Raw genomic sequence first — 19,762 nt, forward strand, 5'->3', positions numbered from 1 at the left:
CGGTTTTAGTCCTTGTCGCTGACACCCGCTTGTTCGAAGGTCGCCATGCCGGTGTGGCACTGGGCAGCGGCCTTGACGATTCCGGCGGCCAGTGCCGCGCCGGTTCCCTCGCCTAGGCGCATGCCGAGCGTCAGGAGCGGCTGCTTGCCCAGTTTCTCGATCAGCCGGATGTGTCCAGGCTCCGCAGAAACATGTCCGATCATGCAATGATCGAGCGCCGTGTCGTTGGCAGCATGAAGAACGGCCGCTGCAGCCGTTGCCACATAACCGTCGACAATCACCGGGATACGCTCCATCCGCGCAGCGAGGATCGCGCCGGCCATGGCGGCGATCTCGCGGCCGCCAAGGCGGCGCAGGAGTTCCAGGGGATCGCCGAGATGGGCTTTGTGATGCGCGACCGCACGTTCGACGGCGGCGATCTTGCGCGTCAGGCCTTCTCCTTGCGCGCCGGTGCCGGGACCGGTCCACTCCTCGGCGTTGCCGCCATAGAGCCCGTGGCAGATGGCGGCGGCGATCGTGGTGTTGCCGATACCCATCTCGCCGATGCACAGCAGATCGGTGCCGCCGGCGATCGACTCCATGCCGAATGCCATGGTCGCAGCGCAGGCGCGCTCGTCGAGCGCCGCTTCCTCGGTGATATCGCCCGTTGGCAGTTCCAGCGCCAGGTCAAAGACCTTCAGACCCAGATCATTGGCGATGCAGATCTGGTTTATGGCGGCGCCGCCGGAGGCGAAATTGGCGACCATCTGCGCCGTCACGTCGGACGGGTAGGGGGAGACACCCTGGCGCGTTACGCCGTGGTTGCCGGCAAATACGGCGACCAGCGGACGGGTCACGGCGGGCGGGCGGCCGGTCCAGGCCGCCAGCCATTCGGCGATCTCCTCGAGCCGGCCGAGTGCGCCGGGCGGTTTGGTCAGGAAACGGTCGCGCTCGCGGACGGCCGCAACAGCGGTCTCGTCGGGGCCGGGCATGTTTGAGAGAAGTTCGCGAATATCGTCAAAGGGAAGGCCGCTGGTCGACATCAAAAATAGTCCTTGTTTATTCAATGCGCTCCCGCAATAGGCTAATTGGTGATAATTGCAAACCGGTGCGGTGGCCTTCGTCGCATCGCCGTTTCGTGCCGCACGGGGGACACCATGAAAGAGATCGTCGCCGAAACCGCCCGCGCCGTTGCTTTCCTGAGCCGCTTGCCGGTGCCGGACCGCTATTTCGAGAACGCTCCGGAGGCGGCAGCACAATCGGCACGAACCTACCCGTTGGCGGCGATTGTCGTGGCATTGCCCGCCGCTGTGACGCTTTTCCTGTTGCGGTCGATCGGGCTCGATGCCTTTTTCGCCGCGGCGCTGGCCGTGGCGGTCCTGATGCTGACGACCGGGGCGCTGCACGAGGACGGGCTCGCCGACTGCGCCGACGGCTTCGGCGGCGGGCGGGACCGGGACAAGGTGCTTGCGATCATGAAGGACAGCGCCGTCGGCGCCTATGGCTGTCTCGCACTCGTGATCTCCGTCCTGTTGCGCGTGGCCGGCATCGCGGCCATTGCTTCCGGCACCCATGCACTCGGCGCGGCGCTGGCGGTGATCGCCGTCGCAGCGATCAGCCGTGCTGCCATGGTATGGCACTGGCACGTACTGCCGGCGGCAAGACCCGACGGCGTGGCCGCCACGGCCGGACAGCCGGGCAGCGAGGCCGCGGCCTTTGCCCTTGTGAGCGGCGCCGCGATCGGATGCGTGCTGAGCCTTCCGGCCGCCGGTCCCGGCGGTGCGATCACGGCATTGTTGCTGGCCGCCATACTCTGTTCAGGATTCACGCGTATGACGAGCACAAGGATCGTCGGGCATACCGGCGACACGATCGGCGCAACGCAGCAGATTTGCGAAATCGTGTCGCTTTTGGGACTTGCCCTTTGGATCTGACACCCCAATATGCAGGGCAAACACAGGTCTCGGCATTGTGAAAGATGAGCTACGTGGAATCGCCTTGCATTCTGGTCTGTTCGATCGACATGAAAACCGGCTACTGCTTCGGATGCGGCCGTACGGGCGATGAGATCGCCGGCTGGCTGACCTTTACGCCCGGGCAGCGGCGCGAAGTCATGGACTCGCTGCCGGCAAGGCTCGAAACCATCGAGCGCAAGCCCCGCCGCGAGACACGCCGGCAAAAAATGGCGCGGGAACGCGCCGGGAGCTGAAAAGTGGGCCGTCCCTTATGGATCATATTCGGGATTATCGGCTTCGGGTTGCTGCTGTTGCTGATCAATCACAATTCCGGCGAAACGCTGGGCATGCCCAACGACAGTTTCGCGAGCGTTCTCTATCTCGGCATCTGGGGCGCCGTGGTGGGTGCTGCGGTCGTCGGGTCGGGCATGCGGATCGGCGAGCTGGCGCGCAACGCGCTGATATGGCTTATCGCAATCCTGCTTCTGAGCACCGTTTACGTGTACCGCTTCGAATTGCAGGAGGTCGGCTATCGCCTCGCCGGCGGCCTTTTGCCCGGGATGCCGATCAGCAGGCTGTCATCCGACGGCCGGGCCGAGGTGATCCTGACCAAGGGCCGGGGCGGTCATTTCCAGGTCCGGGCCGACATCAATGACGAGCGGGTGAACATGATGGTGGACACGGGCGCGAGCACCGTGGCGCTGTCTTACCGCGACGCGGAGCGCATCGGTCTCGACATGGACAGCCTGCGGTTCGTTCAGCCTGTCATGACCGCGAACGGCCGCGGCATGGCGGCACCGGTCACGCTGCCGGAACTGTCGATCGGCGACATCACGCGGCGCAATGTCCGCGCCGGGGTGCTGGAGCCGGGCAAATTGTCCGAAAGCCTGCTTGGCATGAGCTTCCTGGAGACCCTTTCGTCGTTCCACATGAGCCGTGACGAACTGGTGTTGCGCGATTGATTCCGGGCCTGAAGCTCAGAAAATACTCCAGAAGAAGCGCCCCGCCACGATCAGCATGAAAATGCCGAATGCCGTTTCCAGCTGCCGGCTCTTGAGACCGTGGGCCGCCGCGGCGCCCAAAGGTGCCATCAGAAGGGTGATCGGGATCGTCAGGACGACGGCGATCCAGTTGACATAGCCGGTTGAATAGATCGGCAGATCCGGGTTGCCCCATCCGGCCCACAGGTAACCGATCAGGCCCGGCCAGGAGATCAGGATGCCGACGCCGGAGGAGGTTGCGACCGCCTGGTGCACCGACCGGCCATACGTCGTCATGAACGTATTGTTCAGGACGCCGCCGCCGACACCCATGAGCGCGGAGAACAGGCCGATGAGGAAGCCGCACAGGGCGCGCAGCGGGTTCTTCGGAAGATCGTCGCCGAGGCGCCAGCTCTCCCTGTTGAAGATCATGCGGACGCCGACCAGGACCGCCACAACGGCGAACACGATGCGAAGGACGGAGCCGGACACCCAGGCGGCAATGATCGAAGCGGCGATGACCCCCAGCGGAACTGGAAAGAGCCAGCTTTTCAGCAGGTTCATATCCGGCGCCTTGCGCTTATAGTGGGCGCGGAACGAGCTTATCGAAGTGGGGACGATGACCGCGAGGGAGGTGCCGACGGAAAGGTGCATGCGCACTGAATCCGGCGTGTCGAGCAGCGTGAAGGCCTGGTAGAGAACCGGCACGAGGATGGCGCCTCCGCCGATGCCGAACAGGCCGGCCAGAAAACCGGCGACGGCGCCGGCGACGGCGAGCACAGAGACAAACCACAACAGCTCTTGCAAGGGAACCATAAATCACTCCTGACCGGCAGCCCGTGTGTCATGCCGGACGGAGCGCTGTCAAGCTAGGCGAAGGATCGGCGCTTCGTCTTGTCGGGGTCGGGCGTTTCGATGCTCGGCGCGTCCATCAGCACGCGGTCGCGCGGCAAAATGGCCGTCGCCTCGGTGCCTTCGCGCAGTTTGGATCTGAGGACGAATTCACCGCCATGTTCGGCGAGGATGGCCTGGACGATCGGCAGGCCTAGGCCGGTTCCCTGTTCGGCGCTCTTGATCGCGATCGAGCCCTGACCGAAGGCGGAGAGCACAACCGGAATCTCCTCCTCGGGAATGCCCGGGCCGTTGTCCTTGATAGAGACATACTGGCCGCCTCCGGCTGTCCAACCGACCTTCAGCGTAACGGTTCCCTTCGGCGGCGTGAATTTCACGGCATTCGACAGCAGGTTGAGAATGACCTGGCGCATGGAACGTTCGTCGGCCCACACAAGCGGCAGCACGCGCTCGAACTGGGACGCGATGGTGATGTTCCTGTTCTTTGCCTTCAACTCGACCATGGCGATGCAGTCTTCGGCAATGTTGCGCATGCTGACCGGTTCCTCATTGAGCGAGTACCGTCCCGCCTCGATGCGCGACAGATCGAGGATTTCGTTGATCAGACGCAGCAGATGGTCTCCCGACCGGTGGATGTCGGCGACATATTCCTGATAGGTCTCGTTCTCGAGCGGGCCGAGGACCTCGTTTTTCATCACCTCCGAAAAGCCCAGGATCGCATTGAGCGGCGTGCGCAGTTCATGGCTCATCGAGGCCAGAAAGCGCGATTTCGCGAGATTCGCCTCTTCGGCGCGGCGGCGCGCCTCGTCCGATGTCGAGTTGGCCAGTTCGAGCTCGGCGATCAGCCAGTCCTTCTCCGCCTGAACGGCCAGCATGCTCAGGTTGGCGTTGTAGAGGCGGCCGGAAACGAAAATGAAAAAGACCAGCGTTCCGAGCAGCATGGCAAGGATCGAAATCTGGAACGGGCTGTTGGGTGGCGAGCCGGCCAGGTAGAACATGAGGATCGGCGTCGAGAACACCAGCAGCGGCAGCCGCTGAAGCGTGAAACTCGACATCGCCGTCACCGCCATGGCAATCAGCAGGGCGATGCCCTTGAAAAACGCAAAGTCGAGCCCGGTGCACTCCACGCAGGGCTGGAGCGCGAAGATCGCCCATCCAAGCCCGGTCAGCGCGTGGGTCGCGGTGAACTGGAGTTCCAGGCGGCGCGCATATTCCGCGGTCAGTTCCTGGCGGGACGCGTGCCGGGCGAGAACGGCCTGAAGCGCGTATCCAAACAGCGCCGCCACCGTCCAGGTCAGGACATTCTGTCCGTGAAAAAAGGCAATGCAGATTCCGGCGGTCAGCAAAACAAGCACAGGCATGGCGGCTGCGCCCTGCACGGCCGAGCTGATATACATCGCCATGAGCTCGCGGTCGTACTGCGCGCCGCGCTTCCCATCGGACTGCAGGCGGTCGCGCGTGGCCTTGACCGCTCTCGTCATTTCGGGGTTGCGGAGGATGCGCGACCGGTCGACGATGTTTTTGTCTGCGCTTTGGTTTACCGAACTCATACCACTAGAAACATTTACCGATGGTTTGGACATTAGGCGCGAATGATTAAAAAGAACCTTCCAACCGCATACTGAAAGATTACTTAACGAAAGAAATCTGCCTTCGACGAAGTCCGGTGCAAAACCGCAGAAAACAGGAGAAAACAATGCTGCTTTACGATGGAGGACGGGCGCCCAATCCACGCCGGGTGCGTATTTTTCTGGCGGAAAAGGGAATTGAAGTCCCGATGAAATCCATCGATATGACAGCGCTCGGCCACCGTTCGGAGGAAATCACGGCGCTCAACCCGTTGCAGCGCCTTCCCGTGCTTGTGCTCGATGACGGTACCGTATTGACCGAAACCGTCGCCATTTGCCGCTATTTCGAGGAACTCTACCCGGAGCCGCCGCTGATGGGTGTCGATGCGCTCGACAAGGCCACGGTCGAAATGTGGAACCGCCGCGCCGAACTCAATTTTTCCTATTTCGTCGCGCAGGCCTTCCGGCACACCCATCCGGCCATGGTGGAGTGGGAGGTGCCGCAAATTAAAGAATTTGGTGAAGCAAACCGGCCCAAAGCGCTGAAAGCAATGGAGTTTCTTGATGAAGAACTGAAATCGCGCGAATTCATTGCCGGCGACCGGTACACGATTGCCGATATCACGGCGATGATGGGGGTGGACATGCTGAAACCGGCGCGCATCGAGCGGCCGGTGCACCTGAAGAACCTCATGCGCTGGTATGAGGCGGTGTCGTTGCGGCCCAGCGCATCGGCCTGAGCGGCGGAGGCCGGCGATGATCCTTGACGGTTTGCTGCGCGACATCGGCAAGTGCCGGATCTGCCGTGATACGCCGGAATACGGCAAGGCCCTGCCGCATGAACCAAGGCCGGTCATTGCTGCTTCACCGTCGGCGCGGCTCCTGATCGCCGGCCAGGCACCGGGAACGCGCGTACACGCGAGCGGCATTCCATTCACCGACCCGTCCGGCGACCGGCTTCGCGACTGGATGGGGATCGACCGGGACACATTCTACGACAAGCGACGCATCGCCATCGTTCCCATGGGCTTCTGCTTCCCCGGCCTCGATGCCAAGGGCAGCGATCTGCCGCCCCGGCGCGAGTGCCGTGAAACCTGGCATGACCGCGTTGTCGGCGCGCTTCCCGAAATCCGGCTGGCACTGGTGATCGGCCAGTACGCACATGCCTACCACCTGGGAACTTATCGAGAGAAATCCCTGACGCGGACCGTTGAAAACTGGCGCCATATCCGCGACCAGGCGCGTCCATACCGCGTCTACGCACTGCCGCATCCCTCCTGGCGCAACAATGCCTGGCTCAAAAAGAATCCGTGGTTCGAACGCGAACTTTTACCGGAACTGCGCGGCGACGTCGCCGAGACGTTGCGAACATAGCTGCCGCCAATACGACGCCTTCTAACTTTTTTTAGAAATAAATTTCGTGAATTTACGTTCAGGGGATTGAAATTCCGAAAATTCATGCGATTTAGAGACAACACGAAAAGCCCGTACTGAGTGCGGATGCATTGGCTGCTATGCCAGCCGGCCACTGCATGGAACGCACGGCGCGCAACGAGGAGAACCGGGATGGACCGGCTTGATCGAAAAATACTGCGGCTTCTTCAGGAAGATTCGACCCTTGCGGTGGCGGATGTCGCCAAAAAGGTCGGACTGTCGACCACGCCGTGCTGGCGGCGCATTCAAAAGCTGGAGGAAGAGGGCGTGATCCGCCGCCGGGTGGCGCTGCTCGATCAGTCGAAGATCAATGCCAGCGTAACGGTGTTCGTGGCGATCCGCACGAACTCGCATTCGCATGAATGGCTGATGCGCTTTTCCGAGGTTATCACCCAGTTCCCCGAGGTTGTCGAGTTCTACAGGATGAGCGGCGAAGTGGACTACCTGCTTCGCGTGGTGGTTCCGGACATCGCGGCCTATGACGCCTTCTACCAGCGGCTGATCAAGAAGATCGAGATCCGGGACGTTTCCTCGTCCTTCGCGATGGAGCAGATCAAATACACGACGGAATTGCCGCTCGACTACTTGGTGCTTGACGGCAGCCGCACGTCGGAGCCGGCCTAGGCCGGACCATGCTCGATTCTAACCGGATTTCGCCGCAAGTCGTTCGAGCGTCTTTGCGGCGGTCAGCTCCCTGACCGCGTCCTTGCCGACCCAGCGCGCCGTCCGGTCCTCGCTGGCCGCGAGCTTTTCCGCCAGCGCCAGGGCCGGCCCGTGCAGCCTCAACGAACGTTTGCCGATCTGGCGCAGCGCCCAGTTGACGGCCTTTTTGACAAAGTTCCGCTGATCCGTGGCGTGACGCTCGATGAGCGGCAGCCAGGCCATCATGACATCGTCCGGCTGCTTCTTGAGGTGTACGGCACCCCAGGCCATGGTTGCGAACCCGGCGCGCCTGACGAATTCGCGGTCGTCGGCGACAAAGGGCGCGATGATGTCGTCATGCAGCCCGGCCTCCACGAACAGCGCCGCCGCATGATCGACAACCTCCCAGGAATTGAATTCCGCGGCCCAGCTCCAGGCCTGTTCCGCCGTGACCCTGGCGGGCTCGTCGGTGAAACAGGCCAGCAGCCGCGCTTCGCGGATGCCGCAATCCCAGAGGGCAAGCGCCCGGTCGTGATCCCGCTGGATCTTGCGGGCGAGGGGGCGCAGCTCCGAGTTGCGTATCCCGAGGGCATGGCCGGTGTCGATCCCGTAGCGGGCCATTCCGGAGATATCGTCAGGCGATGCGTGGGCGCGGAGCCAGCCGAGGACATCGTCGCAGCTCCAGCCGGGAGCGGGCTCGCCTCGGGTCAAGTCAGCGCTCAAGCCGCGCCAGCAGCGAAGATGTGTCCCATCGGCTGCCGCCCATCTTCTGGACGTCGCGGTAGAACTGGTCGACCAGCGCCGTCACCGGCAGGCTGGCGCCGTTGTTGCGCGCTTCCCCGAGGACGATGGCCAGGTCCTTGCGCATCCAATCGACAGCGAAGCCGTGTTCATAGTGCCCCTCATTCATCGTCTTGTAACGGTTTTCCATTTGCCACGAGCCGGCAGCGCCCTTGGATATGACGTCGATGACCTTTTCGATGTCGAGACCGGCGGCCTTGCCGAAATGAATTGCTTCCGCCAGGCCCTGGACGAGGCCGGCGATGCAGATCTGGTTGACCATCTTGGTGAGTTGGCCGCTGCCGACATCGCCCATCAACCCGACCATTTTTGAGTAGCATTCGATGACCGGCCGCGCCCTTTCGAAGGTGTCGCTGTTGCCGCCGACCATCACCGTCAGCATGCCGTTCTGCGCCCCGGCCTCGCCGCCCGAGACGGGCGCATCCAGGAAGCCGAAGCCCTTTGCCTCTGCGGCTTCGCTCAGTTCACGGGCAACTTCCGCGGATGAAGTGGTGTTGTCGACGAAGATCGCGCCCGGCGCCGTGCCGTGGAAAGCCCCGTCCGGGCCGGTCGTCACGCTGCGCAGATCGTCGTCATTTCCGACACAGGCAAAGACAAACTCCGCCCCCTCGGCTGCCTCGCGGGGCGTTTTCGCCGATGTACCGCCGAACTCGGCCACCCATTTGTCCGCCTTTGCGGCGGTGCGGTTGTAAACGCGGACTTCGTGGCCGCCGCGGGTGCGCAGATGCCCGGCCATGTGATAGCCCATCACGCCCAGTCCGATAAATGCTGCTGTTGCCATATCATTCGCCCTTCTGCAAAGTGCTGCCCGATCATTCGATTGTTTTGCTGGAGGGAATAGATCAATGCGGCGGATCATCAAAGCCCTTGTCCGTTTTATTTTTGTCGCCGTTCCGTTGCTCATCGTCGCCGCCGGCGCCGGTTTCATCTGGTTGGCGCGCTCGCTGCCGCCGGTTTCGGGCACGCTGGCCGTTGCGCCGTTGTCCGATACCGTGACGATCGCCCGCGACCAGAACGGCGTTCCCCATATCAGCGGCGCCACCATGGACGATGTCTTTATGGGGCTTGGGTTCGCGCATGCGCAGGACCGGCTCTGGCAGATGGAGGTCGTGCGCATCGCGGCGCAGGGCCGGCTCTCCGAACTGTTCGGCGAAACGACTGTCGACAGCGACATCTGGCTGCGCAGCATGGGGCTCTACGAGGCATCGAAGGCGTCCTACGAACTGCTGTCCGACGACACCCGTGCGGCGGTCGATGCATACAGCGCAGGCATCAATGCATGGCTGTCGCGGGAGGGGCGCACATTTGCCTCCAAACTGCCGCCGGAATTCGTCATCCTGGGCCACACGCCCGAGCCCTGGGAGCCGGCGCACACCATCGCGGCACTCAAGATGATGTCCGTTACGCTCGCCAAGAACGCCGCCGACGAGGTGATGCGCCTGTCCTTCGCGCGGCTCGGGTATTCGTCGCAGGACATTGCCGAACTTCTGCCGCTGTTGCCGAGCGACAATCCGCCGCCGCTGCCGGACCTCACCGCGCTGCTGGAGCTTTCCTCCGGTCCGTTGCAGATATCGGGAAAAGAGGAAGACCGCGATGCCCTTGTGGTGCCGCACCAGGACCGGACGCGAAAGGGCGCATCCAACAACTGGGTGATTTCCGGATCGCGTACTGAAAGCGGCCAGCCCATTTTGGCGAATGATCCCCATCTTTCGCTGTCGGCGCCGTCGATCTGGTACCTGGCGCATCTTCGGGTGGAGGCCGATGACGGGGTCCGCAATTTCATCGGCGCGACCACGCCGGGCTCGCCGCTCGTGCTGCTCGGCCGCAGCGACACGCTCGCCTGGGGCCTGACCAACACCGGCTCGGACGTCCAGGATATCTTCATTGAAAAAGTCAATCCGGACAATGACGGCGAATACCTGACACCGGACGGCTGGCAGGCCTTCGGCAGCGCCGAGGAGACAATCAAGATACGCGGCGGCAGCGACGAGCGCGTGTTTACCCGCCGGTGGACACGTCACGGGCCCGTCCTGCCGCCGACATACCTCGATATCGGGCAGTATCTGCCGGACAATACGGTTGCTGCTCTTCAATGGGTCGCGCTGGCGCCGGACGACCTTACGATGAATGCCGGTCTGAAGGCCCTCGAAGCGTCGAGCGTCGAGCAATTCCAGGCGGCCATGTCCAGCTATGTTACACCCATGCAGTCCATGGTCATTGCGGACGCTTCGGGCAATATCGGGCTGATTGCGCCGGGCAGAGTTCCGATCCGCGATCCACTGAACGCCGTCATGGGGCGGGCGCCGGTGCCCGGCTGGGACGCCACTTATGACTGGAAGGGAACGATTCCGTTCTCGCGTTTGCCGCGGCAAAACAACCCGCCCATCGGGGCCATCGGAACCGCCAATACGAAGATCGTCGGCGCCGATTATCCGTACCTTCTTACGCTCGACTGGGAAGAACCGTGGCGGCAGGAACGCGTGGACGAACTGATCGTCAACAACCGGACACCGCAGACTTTCGCCATGAGCCGCGATGCGCAGGCCGATGTCCGGTCTCTCGCTTTCGCCGATATCGGCCCAAAAATGCTGGCCCTGGTCGATGGACGCGACGATGTTGACGTCGCGGCCGTGGCGACACTCAAGGCATGGGACTTCGAGATGGTCCGTGACAGCGGCGCGCCGCTCATCTTCATGGCCTGGCTGCGCGAGAGCATGATCGGCATTTACAGCGACGACCTGGGACCGGCTTTCGATCGGTGGTTCGAGGCGCGGGGCAATGTGATGCTCAATCTGCTCGACGGCAAGACGCAGCGCGACTGGTGCGACGACGGCACGACGCCGGGCAAGGAAAGCTGCGGCGACATCCTCGCAGCCAGCCTCGACCGCGCGGTTGCCGACCTGAAGGAACGTTACGGAGCGGACCGCGACAAATGGAACTGGGGGGCGGCGCACAAGTCGGCGGGCGCCCATTCGCCGTTTTCGGAGGTTCCCATGCTCAATTCGATATTCGACGTCCAGGTGGACAGCCCCGGCGGCCCGTTCACGCTCGACCGCGGCAAGACGCGGCTTGCGGACCCGGATACGCCGTTCATCAATGCGAGCGGGTCCAGCTTCCGCGGCATTTACGATTTCGAGGATCTCGACAAGTCAACCTATATCCAGACGACCGGACAATCGGGAAACCCGTTCTCGCGGCACTACCGGGACTTCGCCGTTCCCTGGTCGGATGTGGAGGGCATCACGATACCGTCCGATCCGGCGCTTTATGAGCCGGATATCGTCGGAACCTGGCAGCTGACGCCCGGCTAGCGCTTCAGGTGCCGTGTCAGGCGGTCCTCCAGCAGGTTCCACAAATTGCGCAGCGCCTCGACGATGATGAGGTAGAAGATCGCCGCCCAGATGTAGGTCTGGAAATCGAAGGTGCGCGAATAGGCGCGCCGTGTCTCGCCGAACAGGTCGAACACCGTGATGATGGCGACGATGGCGGATCCCTTGACCATCAGGATGATCTCGTTGCCGTAGGGGCGCAGTGCCACGATCATCGCCTGCGGCAGGATGATCTTGCGATAGGTCTGCAGGCGCGTGAGGCCAAGCGCCTGCGCTCCCTCGAACTGGCCTTTCGGAACGCTCTGCAGGGCGCCGCGCAGGATCTCGGCCTGGTAGGCCGCCGTGTTCAGCGTGAAGGCAAGGATCGCGCAGTTCCAAGGATCGCGGAAAAAGCCCCACAGGCCGATCGCCTGCAATTGCGGCCGGAATTCGCCTAGGCCGTAGTAGATCAGGAACAGTTGCGCAATCAGCGGCGTTCCGCGGAAGAAATAGACATAGCAATAGGCGGGCACGGACGCCCATCTGCTGCTCGACATGCGGCCGGCGGTCACCGGTATCGAGACGAGGGCACCCAGCACGATGGAGATGCCGACGAGCGTAAGCGTCACCCAAAGGCCCGAGAAATAGCGCGGCGCATAGCGATCGATTTTTTCGGGATCCCATTCCGCAACGAGGAACAGGATGATGCCGACGCCGACCACGAGCCAAAGGGCCATGGCGGCGAGACCGGAAACGCGGGCGGTCGACCAGGGCCGTGCCTGCAGCGGCGGCGGCGCCTGTGCCTCGATCATCTGTCTGGTGACGCTCATACCCGCACCTCCGACCGCTCTACGCTACGCTCGATATAGCGAATGACGATGGAGGACAGGATGGCGAGGACGAGGAACAGCAGGCAGGCGGTCCCGAAAAACAGGAAGGCTTCCTTGCTGACCCGCGCCGCGATGCCCGCCTGACGCAGGATGTCGGGCAGGCCGATCACAGAGACGAGCGCTGTTTCCTTGAGCAGGATCATCCACAGGTTACCGAGGCCGGGAAGGGCGATGCGGATGAGCTGCGGCAGGATGATCTTGATCATCGTCTGGACCTTGCCGAGGCCCAGCGCATAGCCGCCTTCGTACTGGCCCGCCGGGATGGCGCGGAAGGCCGACAGGAACACCTCGCTGGCGAAGGCCGAAAAGACGACTCCCAGCGCGATCATGCCGGCGAGAAACGAGTTGATCTCGATCTGCGATTCGAAACCGAGCGCGGCGACCGCCTCACGGATACCGATCTGCAGGCCGAAATAGACCAGGAAGAGCGTGAGCAGTTCCGGCAGGCCGCGGAATATGGTGGTGTAGATTTCGGCGGCCATCTTGAGGGCCTTTTCGTCGCTCTGCTTTGCCAGCGCGAGCAGAAATCCGACCACCAGCCCGAGCGGCAATGTTGCAAGCGCCAGGCTGACCGTCACGAGCACGCCGGATGCGATCTGATCGCCCCATCCGTCGGGGCCGAAACTCAGCAGTGTTAGGGTCTGTTCCATATTCGTATTTTCACGGCCCGGGCCGCGTGATCCCCTTTAAAAAAACGGCGGGAATTATCCCGCCGTTTTCTATCGCGAACAAGGTTGGCGATCACTCGCCATAAACGTCAAATTCAAAGTAGCTGTCGTTGATTTCCTTGTATTTTCCGTTGTCGCGAATGGCGATGATCGCTTCGTTGAACATCTCGCGGAGATCATCCTCGCCCTTGCGGATCGCGATGCCGGCGCCCGGACCGTTGATCACCAGGTCGGGCGTCAGCGTGCCGAGCAACTTGCAGCAGGCGCCGTCGTCCGACTTGAGCCATTCGGAAAGCACAATCACGTCATCGATGACAGCGTCGACGCGGCCGTTCGCGATGTCCAGCTTGTATTCGTCCGGAGTCGGATAAAGACGGATATCGGCGGAGGAGAGCTTCTCCTCGGCGTAGTTGGAGTGGGTGGTCGAGCTCTGTGCGCCGAGGACCTTGCCGTCGAGACCGGCATCGGTCGCTTCGGTGATGTCGGAATCCTTTGGAACGGCTATCGCCGGCGGCGAGTTGTAGTATTTATCCGAGAAGTCGACCTTTTCCTTGCGCTCTTCCGTGATCGACATGGACGCAATGACCGCGTCGAACTTGCCGGCAATCAGCGACGGGATCATGCCGTCCCAGTCGTTCACGACGAACTCGCACTGGACATTCATCTGCTCGCAGAGCGCGTTGGCGATGTCGATGTCGAAGCCTTCCAGCTTGCCGTCCGACGTCAGATTGTTGAATGGCGGGTAGGCGCCTTCGGTACCGATCTTGATCGACTTGAGGTGGCTGTCGGCCTGCGCGGCACCGACCGCAAGGGTCAGCGCGACCGCCGAAGCTGCAAGAGTTAGGTACTTGGAAATACGCATGTTTATCCTTCCTGATGTCGTGCCTTGTTCGTTGATGTTGGCGGCACATTGGCGCGGGTCCCCTATGTCCCGCTCAGGCGGCGATATTCCCACTGTTTTTGAACAAATTGCAACAGCAAAATTGACAGCAAATGCCCGGATTCTTAGCAAAATGTGGCCATCAGACCGACAAATTGCTTTCAATCGAGTGCCACTGCGCCGAGCGATATCGAACGGCTCTATGCGTCGCCGATCCCCAACTCGGAATAGGGGATGTAGCTGACGAGGTCACCGGGTGCGACCTTGCGCACATCCTCACCCAGCTCGATGAGACCGCCGGACTGCCGCAAGCCTGAAATGAGCCCCGAACCGTCTCGCGCGAACTTTCGGACCACCGTCAGGCCGCTCTCGTCCGTGTCCAGCCAGCCGCGCAGGAACTCGCGGCGGTCGGGTTTCTTGGACTTTATCTCGAAGCCGGCCGGCAGCCGGTAACGACGGGGCTCCTGATAGATGCCGCCGCCGAGAATCCGAAGCGCCGGACGGCAGTAGAGCAGGAAGCACACAAAGGCAGCGACAGGATTTCCAGGCAGCCCGAGGAAGACACAATCGCCGATCTGTCCGAAGGACATCGGGCGTCCGGGTTTGATGGCGATCTGCCACAGATGGCGCTTGCCGAGACTGTCGATGGTCCTGACGATATGGTCTTCCTCGCCCCGCGAGGCGCCGCCGGTGGTGAGAATGACGTCGTGTTCTGCTGCCGCCTTAGAAAGGGCTGCTGAAATCACGGTCTCGTCGTCATCCAGAATGCCAAGGTCGGACATCTCCAGCGGCAGGCCGCGGCACAGCGCGGCGAGCATGTGGCGGTTCGTGTCGAAGACCTGTCCTTTGACAAGCTCCCGCGAAGCAGCGGGCTCGACGAGTTCGTTGCCCGTCGAGACGAGTGCAACGCGAAGCCGTTTGAACGCTTGAGCGGCAGGTTTTCCGAGCGACGCGAGGGCGGCAATGTCCTGCGGGCGAATGAGCTGACCGGGGGCAAGCAACGGTTCGCCCGCCTGCACGTCCTCGCCGGCGCGCCGTCGGTTGGCGCCCTGGCGCAGACCGGGCGGAATAATGACGGACGTTCCATCCTCGGACACGGTGCAGTCTTCCTGCATGGCAACGGTGTCGGCGTTCGGCGGCATGACGGCGCCTGTGAAAATCCGCGCCGCGGCCGCATTTGCCAGCGGCGCGGGCGCCGGGTCGCCGGCGGCAACGCGCTGGCTGACCGCCAGCGTTGCGCTGGCTTCGTAATCGGCATGGGCGAACGCATAGCCGTCGACAGCGCTGTTGTCGTGCAGGGGGACATTTCGCGGCGCTTCGATTCCCTCGGCGAGCAGCCTGCCGTTCAGGCCCTCAAGCGGCACGCTTTCCCAACCGACAACGCGGCTGAGCCGCGATGTTATCAGGGCAACGACCTCGTCGTGGCGCATGCGGTCCTTGTCGTGCATGAAGCAATCGTCGATCAGGTGCGGCGCCTTGGTCATCGCACGAGCCCGACATGACGTTCGATGAAATCGGCGATCGCCGCGGTGTCGTCGAGATCGAAGACCGGGATCGCGGCATCGTCGACCGGATAGTCCGACGCGATTGCGACGATTGTCGGATCCCTTGCCGCCAGCGCATCATGGCTCTTGGCCTCGCGGCGACGCGCTTCGAGTTTCGGGTGCTTCTGGGTCTTGTATCCCTCGATCAGCACAAGGTCGCAAGGCGAGAGCCGGCCCAGGATCGCCTGCATGTCCGGTTCTTCCTCGTCGCGCAGTTCGTGCATGAGTGCCCAGCGCTTGCCGGACACCACGGCGACCTCGGTTGCGCCGGCGGTGCGATGGCGGTGGCTGTCGGTGCCCTCATGGTCGATGTCGAAAGCGTGATGGGCATGCTTGACCGTGGACACGCGGTGTCCGCGCCCGGTCAGTTCCTCGACGAGGCGGACGGTCAAACCGGTCTTGCCGGAATTCTTCCAGCCGGTGATGCCGAAGACCTTCTGTGTCACCGGCGGCCTCCGGTGATTTGCTGGTCTCGCATGTTGGCGAGAATTTCCTCGGCCATCGCAAAATCTTCCGGCGTGTTGGCGTTGAAAAACGGGTCGAACGGGCCACCGGCAGACTCGCCAAACGGAAAATCGACCATCTGAAGATCATGCCGACCGGCCCATGCCATCACCTTAAACGTCTCCGCCCGGTCCAGCCAAGCGGCCAGATCGTCGCGCAATCCCACCGGCCAAAGGGCGAAGACGGGATGCCTGTTGCCGTCCGAAGCGGCCATGACGATCGTATTCGTTTCCAACCCGGCGCCGGACACAAGGCGGGTAACAAGGTCCAACGGAAAGAACGGCGTATCGGCGGCGGCGGTGACGATATGCGTGCAGCCGGGCACGTTGCCGGCCGCCCAACCCATCCCGGCGCAGACGCCGGCGAGCGGACCGGCAAAACCCTCCACCTCGTCCGCGACCACGGGCAGGCCGAGCGCGGAAAAACGGGCGGGGTCGCCATTGGCATTGAGGACGAGCGCGTCCACCTGCGGGCTCAGGCGCGCGGCGACGCGGGCGAGCATCGATGTGCCGCCGAGCGGCAGCAGCGCCTTGTCGCCGCCACCCATCCTGCGCGACAGGCCGCCGGCCAGTATGCAGCCGGCAATCGGTCCGCGTTGAGGCGTCATCTCTGTTTTCCGCCCTTGCGCGCATGCCTGGCATCCTCTTCGGCGACACTGCCGGGATCGGTGTCGAAAACGATCCGGTCCTCGCCCGAGAGTGCGACAAAGCGCTTGCCGCGGGCACGGCCGATGAGTGTGAGCCCGACCTCGCGGGCGAGATCCACGCCCCAAGCGGTGAATCCGGACCGGGAGATGAGGATCGGTATGCCCATCATGGCGGTCTTGATGACCATTTCGGATGTCAGCCTGCCGGTCGTGTAGAAGATCTTGTCATGCGGTTCGACACCGTTCATGAACATCCAGCCGGCGATCTTGTCGACGGCATTGTGACGGCCGACATCCTCCATGTAGACAAGCGGACGGCCCCCTTTGCAAAGCACGCAGCCGTGAATGGCGCCGGCCTCCAGGTAAAGCGACGGCGCGGTGTTGATGGCCTTGGTCAGCGCATAAAGCCACGACGTCTTGAGGACCGCGTCCGGATCGAGCGCAATGGAGCCGAAACCCTCCATAACGTCGCCGAAGACCGTGCCCTGTGCGCAGCCGGAGGTGCGCACCTTCCTCTGCAGCTTGTCCTCGTAGTCGGTTTCGCGATCGGTCCGCACGACCACGACGTCGAGTTCGTCATCGTAGTCAATGTCGGTAATCTCGTCGTCGGGCGACAGCATATTCTGGTTGAGCAGATAACCGACGGCCAGCAGGTCGGGATAGTCGCCGATGGTCATCATGGTGACGATCTCCTGGCGGTTCAGGTAGAGCGTCAGCGGCTTTTCGGTGACGACCCGGGTACGCACGGCATTGCCGTCCTGGTCCACACCGCCGACTTCACGCGAAAGGCGAGCGTCGCCCGGGTCTGGACCGAGCAAAAGCCCGTTCTTCTCCAATGTCGGATCCTTCACCATGCCAATCACTCACCGGCCGGTTCACCCGCTTCAAGCGCCACCTGGCGCGCCACATGGATAACGTAGAGCGCCGTCAGCGCGCCTGCAATCGATGACAGGAGCATAAGGTAAAGCATCGGGTAGGGACCGGACTGCGGCGACAGCAGCGCGCCGGAAAGCACCGACAGAACCGCCCCGCCGCCAATCATCAACGCACCGCCGAGGCCGGCCGCCGATCCGGCAAGATGCGGCCTGACGCTGACGACGCCGGCATTGGCGCTCGGCAAGGCGATGCCGTTTCCGAGCCCGAGGAAGATCATGTAGCCGAAGAACGACATCGGGTGGGTGAAGCCGGCGGCAAAAGTGGCGATCGAGCCCAGCAGGCCCAGTGCAACGATAAGATTGCCCGCGAGCAGCATGGAATTGATGCCGATGCGCTGCGTGTAGCGGCCGGAAAGAAAATTGCCGGCCATGTATCCGAGGGCCGTCAGGGCGAAATAGGCGCCGAGTTCGGAAGGACTGAGGCCGAGGTAATTGACGGACACATAAGGCGCGCCGCCAAGGAACGCGAAAAAGGAGCCCGAGGTGAACGCGGCCGACAGCGCATAGCCCCAGAACCGGCGCGAGCGGAACAGTTCGGGATAGGCGCGGAACTGGGCGGCGAAGTTTTTCGACGGATGCCGGTTGGTTTCGCCCATGTCGAGATAAACGAGCGCCAGTACCAGAACCCCGAATGCCAAGGAAACGGAGAAGGCGGCCCGCCATCCGTATATTTCGTCCAGGACGCCGCCGATCATCGGTCCGACCATCGGAACCAGGGCCATGCCCATGGTGATGTAGCCGAACATGCTGGCGGCCTTGTTGGGCTCGTGGATATCGCGCACAACGGCCCGCGACAGGACCAGCCCTGAAACGACGAATGTCTGAACGAGCCTGGCGACGAGAAGCGTTTCGAAATTGGGCGCGAATATGCAAACCACGGTCGCCGCCAGGAAGATGCCGACGCAGGCCAGCATCACCGGGCGCCTCCCGTACCGGTCCGACAGCGGGCCGATCACAAGCTGCATCACTGCGGTTGCGGCGAGATAGGCGGAGATCAGGAGCTGTACGAAGGAATAGCTGACGTTGAAGTATTCGGCGATGCCGGGCAGCGACGGCAGCAGCACGTTCATGTTCAGAGCCCCGGCGCCGGTCACGATGACCAGCGTTGCGATGTGCGGCGGGGATTGTCTGTCCAAGAACCTGCTGGTTTGACTCACTGTGGCTTCCTTTTTCCGAATCAATGGCGAACCGCTGACCGGATTCGAATTTGGCTTGAACCGAGGATTTGCCCGGATTTCGGTTGCGGAACGCGGCTAGACCGCCTCTTCAAGTTGCGATGCCGTTGCACCCCGCAGCCGTGTGCGACGTTCCCGATATAGGGTATATAGGCCGGTCATGACAATGATTGCGCTTCCGGCGATGGTCAACCCATCGGGAATTTCGGCGAAGATCAGGACGCCGAGAAGGATGGACCACAGCAGGCTGGTGTAGCGGAACGGGACAATGAAAGCGATGTCGCCGTCGCGGGTCGCGAGTACGATAAACTGATAGCCGACCAGGATGAAGACGGCCGCAGCCAGGATCTCCGCCAAATTTGCCGCATCGACCGGTGCAACGGTTCCGCTGACGCTCCACATGACCAGGCCCGTCAGTGCGACCACCGGGGCTGTCAGGACCGACAGAAACAGAGACGGTATGTCCTCGTTCATTCGCCGGGTCGCCAGATCGCGGGACGCGGCGCAGATGACCGCGCCCACCACCAGCAGCGAATAGACATTGTAGCCCGACAGGCCCGGGCGGATGACCAGAAGGACGCCAATGAACCCGACCAGGGTCGCCGTCCAGCGGCGCCAGCCGACCGGTTCGTTGAGGAACACGGCCGCGCCGACGGTCACGGCAAGCGGAAGCGCCTGCAGGATTGCCGCCGCGTTGGCGAGCGGGATGCGCGCGAGCGCCGTAAGAAACAGAACCGTCGCCAGCGCCTCGCTCGCCGTGCGCAGCAGTGGCATGGGTTTGAGGATCGTCCGCAAGGGCCTGAGCGCGCCACTGTGCCAGGCGATGAAGAAAATCAGCACGGAGGCGACAATGCCGCGCAGGAAGATGGCCTGTCCCATGCTCATGTCTTCGGACAGGCGTTTCATCAGTGCGTCGTTGAAGACATAGCCGGCCATTGCCAGCACCATGTAGAAGGCGCCGCGCATGTTGGTCGATCGCAGCATCAGGTCCGGCCTGATCC

The 19,762-nt window shown here is 62.7% G+C and carries 21 protein-coding genes; 7 read left to right on the forward strand and 14 right to left on the reverse strand.

The genetic code is table 11. The features are described from left to right. Positions 1–5: 5 nt before the first annotated feature. Positions 6–1,022 carry a nicotinate-nucleotide--dimethylbenzimidazole phosphoribosyltransferase gene (gene cobT / locus E4M07_RS03135; protein WP_136656819.1) on the reverse strand — a complete coding sequence of 339 codons (1,017 nt, stop codon included), beginning with the start codon at positions 1,020–1,022 and terminating at the stop codon, positions 6–8. Between the two features lie 114 nt (positions 1,023–1,136). Between cobT and E4M07_RS03140 the strand changes: the two genes are divergently transcribed. The 3 genes from E4M07_RS03140 (at position 1,137) to E4M07_RS03150 (ending at position 2,896) form a co-directional block, all read left to right on the forward strand. Beyond that, positions 1,137–1,913 carry an adenosylcobinamide-GDP ribazoletransferase gene (locus tag E4M07_RS03140; RefSeq protein ID WP_136656820.1) on the forward strand — a complete coding sequence of 259 codons (777 nt, stop codon included), beginning with the start codon at positions 1,137–1,139 and terminating at the stop codon, positions 1,911–1,913. Positions 1,914–1,957: 44 nt separating this feature from the next. Next, positions 1,958–2,188 (forward strand): DUF1289 domain-containing protein, encoded by a 231-nt coding sequence (locus E4M07_RS03145; protein WP_136656821.1) that lies wholly within the window; start codon positions 1,958–1,960, stop codon positions 2,186–2,188. Between the two features lie 93 nt (positions 2,189–2,281). Beyond that, complete coding sequence (locus E4M07_RS03150; protein WP_136657483.1) at positions 2,282–2,896, forward strand: TIGR02281 family clan AA aspartic protease; 615 nt, start codon at positions 2,282–2,284, stop codon at positions 2,894–2,896. Between the two features lie 15 nt (positions 2,897–2,911). Here the strand turns inward: E4M07_RS03150 and E4M07_RS03155 are convergent, their stop codons facing one another. Continuing rightward, positions 2,912–3,730, reverse strand: coding sequence for a sulfite exporter TauE/SafE family protein (locus E4M07_RS03155; RefSeq protein WP_136656822.1), 819 nt, complete (start codon positions 3,728–3,730; stop codon positions 2,912–2,914). Positions 3,731–3,783: 53 nt separating this feature from the next. Beyond that, positions 3,784–5,349 (reverse strand): HAMP domain-containing sensor histidine kinase, encoded by a 1,566-nt coding sequence (locus tag E4M07_RS03160; RefSeq protein WP_169054067.1) that lies wholly within the window; start codon positions 5,347–5,349, stop codon positions 3,784–3,786. A gap of 113 nt (positions 5,350–5,462) precedes the next feature. Here E4M07_RS03160 and E4M07_RS03165 point away from each other — a divergent pair, with 113 nt between their 5' ends. From E4M07_RS03165 to E4M07_RS03175, 3 genes are all read left to right on the forward strand, one after another. After that, on the forward strand, positions 5,463–6,074 hold the full coding sequence (locus E4M07_RS03165) for a glutathione S-transferase (protein ID WP_136656824.1): 612 nt from the start codon (positions 5,463–5,465) through the stop codon (positions 6,072–6,074). A gap of 16 nt (positions 6,075–6,090) precedes the next feature. Beyond that, on the forward strand, positions 6,091–6,708 hold the full coding sequence (locus E4M07_RS03170) for a uracil-DNA glycosylase family protein (protein WP_136656825.1): 618 nt from the start codon (positions 6,091–6,093) through the stop codon (positions 6,706–6,708). Positions 6,709–6,900: 192 nt separating this feature from the next. Next, entirely contained in the window at positions 6,901–7,392 is a 492-nt protein-coding gene (locus tag E4M07_RS03175; protein ID WP_136656826.1) for an Lrp/AsnC family transcriptional regulator, read from the forward strand. Between the two features lie 18 nt (positions 7,393–7,410). Here E4M07_RS03175 and E4M07_RS03180 read toward each other — a convergent pair whose 3' ends face one another. Together E4M07_RS03180 and E4M07_RS03185 are read right to left on the reverse strand one after the other, a co-directional pair. Continuing rightward, on the reverse strand, positions 7,411–8,121 hold the full coding sequence (locus E4M07_RS03180) for a DNA alkylation repair protein (RefSeq protein WP_281404974.1): 711 nt from the start codon (positions 8,119–8,121) through the stop codon (positions 7,411–7,413). Position 8,122: 1 nt separating this feature from the next. Then, a complete protein-coding gene (locus E4M07_RS03185; RefSeq protein ID WP_136656827.1) occupies positions 8,123–8,992 on the reverse strand; it encodes an NAD(P)-dependent oxidoreductase in 870 nt (289 codons plus the stop codon). Between the two features lie 64 nt (positions 8,993–9,056). Between E4M07_RS03185 and E4M07_RS03190 the strand changes: the two genes are divergently transcribed. Further along, complete coding sequence (locus tag E4M07_RS03190) at positions 9,057–11,522, forward strand: penicillin acylase family protein (protein ID WP_136656828.1); 2,466 nt, start codon at positions 9,057–9,059, stop codon at positions 11,520–11,522. Here the strand turns inward: E4M07_RS03190 and E4M07_RS03195 are convergent. The 9 genes from E4M07_RS03195 to E4M07_RS03235 form a co-directional block, all read right to left on the reverse strand. After that, positions 11,519–12,349 (reverse strand): ABC transporter permease, encoded by an 831-nt coding sequence (locus E4M07_RS03195; protein WP_136656829.1) that lies wholly within the window; start codon positions 12,347–12,349, stop codon positions 11,519–11,521. The two genes, E4M07_RS03190 and E4M07_RS03195, sit on opposite strands and share 4 nt — an antisense overlap. Next, positions 12,346–13,059, reverse strand: a complete 714-nt coding sequence (locus E4M07_RS03200) for an ABC transporter permease (protein ID WP_136656830.1) — start codon at positions 13,057–13,059, stop codon at positions 12,346–12,348. The genes E4M07_RS03195 and E4M07_RS03200 overlap by 4 nt, the downstream gene beginning before the upstream one ends. Before the next feature lie 91 nt (positions 13,060–13,150). Next, positions 13,151–13,939, reverse strand: a complete 789-nt coding sequence (locus E4M07_RS03205) for an ABC transporter substrate-binding protein (protein WP_136656831.1) — start codon at positions 13,937–13,939, stop codon at positions 13,151–13,153. A gap of 218 nt (positions 13,940–14,157) precedes the next feature. Beyond that, positions 14,158–15,441: a gephyrin-like molybdotransferase Glp gene (gene glp / locus E4M07_RS03210; RefSeq protein ID WP_136656832.1), complete on the reverse strand. Its 1,284-nt coding sequence runs from the start codon at positions 15,439–15,441 to the stop codon at positions 14,158–14,160. Further along, complete coding sequence (mobB, locus tag E4M07_RS03215; protein WP_136656833.1) at positions 15,438–15,947, reverse strand: molybdopterin-guanine dinucleotide biosynthesis protein B; 510 nt, start codon at positions 15,945–15,947, stop codon at positions 15,438–15,440. The genes glp and mobB overlap by 4 nt, the downstream gene beginning before the upstream one ends. Continuing rightward, positions 15,944–16,612, reverse strand: a complete 669-nt coding sequence (gene mobA, locus E4M07_RS03220) for a molybdenum cofactor guanylyltransferase MobA (protein WP_136656834.1) — start codon at positions 16,610–16,612, stop codon at positions 15,944–15,946. Before mobA ends, mobB begins: the two co-directional genes overlap by 4 nt. Further along, on the reverse strand, positions 16,609–17,505 hold the full coding sequence (fdhD, locus tag E4M07_RS03225) for a formate dehydrogenase accessory sulfurtransferase FdhD (RefSeq protein WP_136656835.1): 897 nt from the start codon (positions 17,503–17,505) through the stop codon (positions 16,609–16,611). The genes mobA and fdhD overlap by 4 nt, the downstream gene beginning before the upstream one ends. Positions 17,506–17,510: 5 nt before the next feature. Next, positions 17,511–18,722, reverse strand: coding sequence for a multidrug effflux MFS transporter (locus tag E4M07_RS03230; RefSeq protein ID WP_246660346.1), 1,212 nt, complete (start codon positions 18,720–18,722; stop codon positions 17,511–17,513). Positions 18,723–18,839: 117 nt separating this feature from the next. Beyond that, entirely contained in the window at positions 18,840–19,745 is a 906-nt protein-coding gene (locus E4M07_RS03235; RefSeq protein ID WP_136656836.1) for a DMT family transporter, read from the reverse strand. Between the last annotated feature and the right edge of the window lie 17 nt (positions 19,746–19,762).

Origin of the sequence: Nitratireductor sp. XY-223 (assembly GCF_004959855.1) — a bacterium.
Classification (GTDB): domain Bacteria; phylum Pseudomonadota; class Alphaproteobacteria; order Rhizobiales; family Rhizobiaceae; genus Hoeflea_A.

Excerpts from the sequence above, each read along its gene's own strand:
- glp (WP_136656832.1), bottom strand. The coding sequence starts at position 15,441 with ATGACCAAGGCGCCGCACCTGATCGACGATTGCTTCATGCACGACAAG.
- E4M07_RS03140 (WP_136656820.1), top strand. The coding sequence starts at position 1,137 with ATGAAAGAGATCGTCGCCGAAACCGCCCGCGCCGTTGCTTTCCTGAGC.
- E4M07_RS03155 (WP_136656822.1), bottom strand. The coding sequence starts at position 3,730 with ATGGTTCCCTTGCAAGAGCTGTTGTGGTTTGTCTCTGTGCTCGCCGTC.
- fdhD (WP_136656835.1), bottom strand. The coding sequence starts at position 17,505 with ATGGTGAAGGATCCGACATTGGAGAAGAACGGGCTTTTGCTCGGTCCA.
- E4M07_RS03200 (WP_136656830.1), bottom strand. The coding sequence starts at position 13,059 with ATGGAACAGACCCTAACACTGCTGAGTTTCGGCCCCGACGGATGGGGC.
- mobA (WP_136656834.1), bottom strand. The coding sequence starts at position 16,612 with ATGACGCCTCAACGCGGACCGATTGCCGGCTGCATACTGGCCGGCGGC.
- E4M07_RS03205 (WP_136656831.1), bottom strand. The coding sequence starts at position 13,939 with ATGCGTATTTCCAAGTACCTAACTCTTGCAGCTTCGGCGGTCGCGCTG.
- E4M07_RS03160 (WP_169054067.1), bottom strand. The coding sequence starts at position 5,349 with ATGTCCAAACCATCGGTAAATGTTTCTAGTGGTATGAGTTCGGTAAAC.
- E4M07_RS03195 (WP_136656829.1), bottom strand. The coding sequence starts at position 12,349 with ATGAGCGTCACCAGACAGATGATCGAGGCACAGGCGCCGCCGCCGCTG.
- E4M07_RS03190 (WP_136656828.1), top strand. The coding sequence starts at position 9,057 with ATGCGGCGGATCATCAAAGCCCTTGTCCGTTTTATTTTTGTCGCCGTT.
- cobT (WP_136656819.1), bottom strand. The coding sequence starts at position 1,022 with ATGTCGACCAGCGGCCTTCCCTTTGACGATATTCGCGAACTTCTCTCA.
- E4M07_RS03150 (WP_136657483.1), top strand. The coding sequence starts at position 2,282 with ATGCCCAACGACAGTTTCGCGAGCGTTCTCTATCTCGGCATCTGGGGC.
- E4M07_RS03170 (WP_136656825.1), top strand. The coding sequence starts at position 6,091 with ATGATCCTTGACGGTTTGCTGCGCGACATCGGCAAGTGCCGGATCTGC.
- E4M07_RS03145 (WP_136656821.1), top strand. The coding sequence starts at position 1,958 with ATGAGCTACGTGGAATCGCCTTGCATTCTGGTCTGTTCGATCGACATG.
- E4M07_RS03235 (WP_136656836.1), bottom strand. The coding sequence starts at position 19,745 with ATGCTGCGATCGACCAACATGCGCGGCGCCTTCTACATGGTGCTGGCA.
- E4M07_RS03175 (WP_136656826.1), top strand. The coding sequence starts at position 6,901 with ATGGACCGGCTTGATCGAAAAATACTGCGGCTTCTTCAGGAAGATTCG.
- E4M07_RS03165 (WP_136656824.1), top strand. The coding sequence starts at position 5,463 with ATGCTGCTTTACGATGGAGGACGGGCGCCCAATCCACGCCGGGTGCGT.
- E4M07_RS03185 (WP_136656827.1), bottom strand. The coding sequence starts at position 8,992 with ATGGCAACAGCAGCATTTATCGGACTGGGCGTGATGGGCTATCACATG.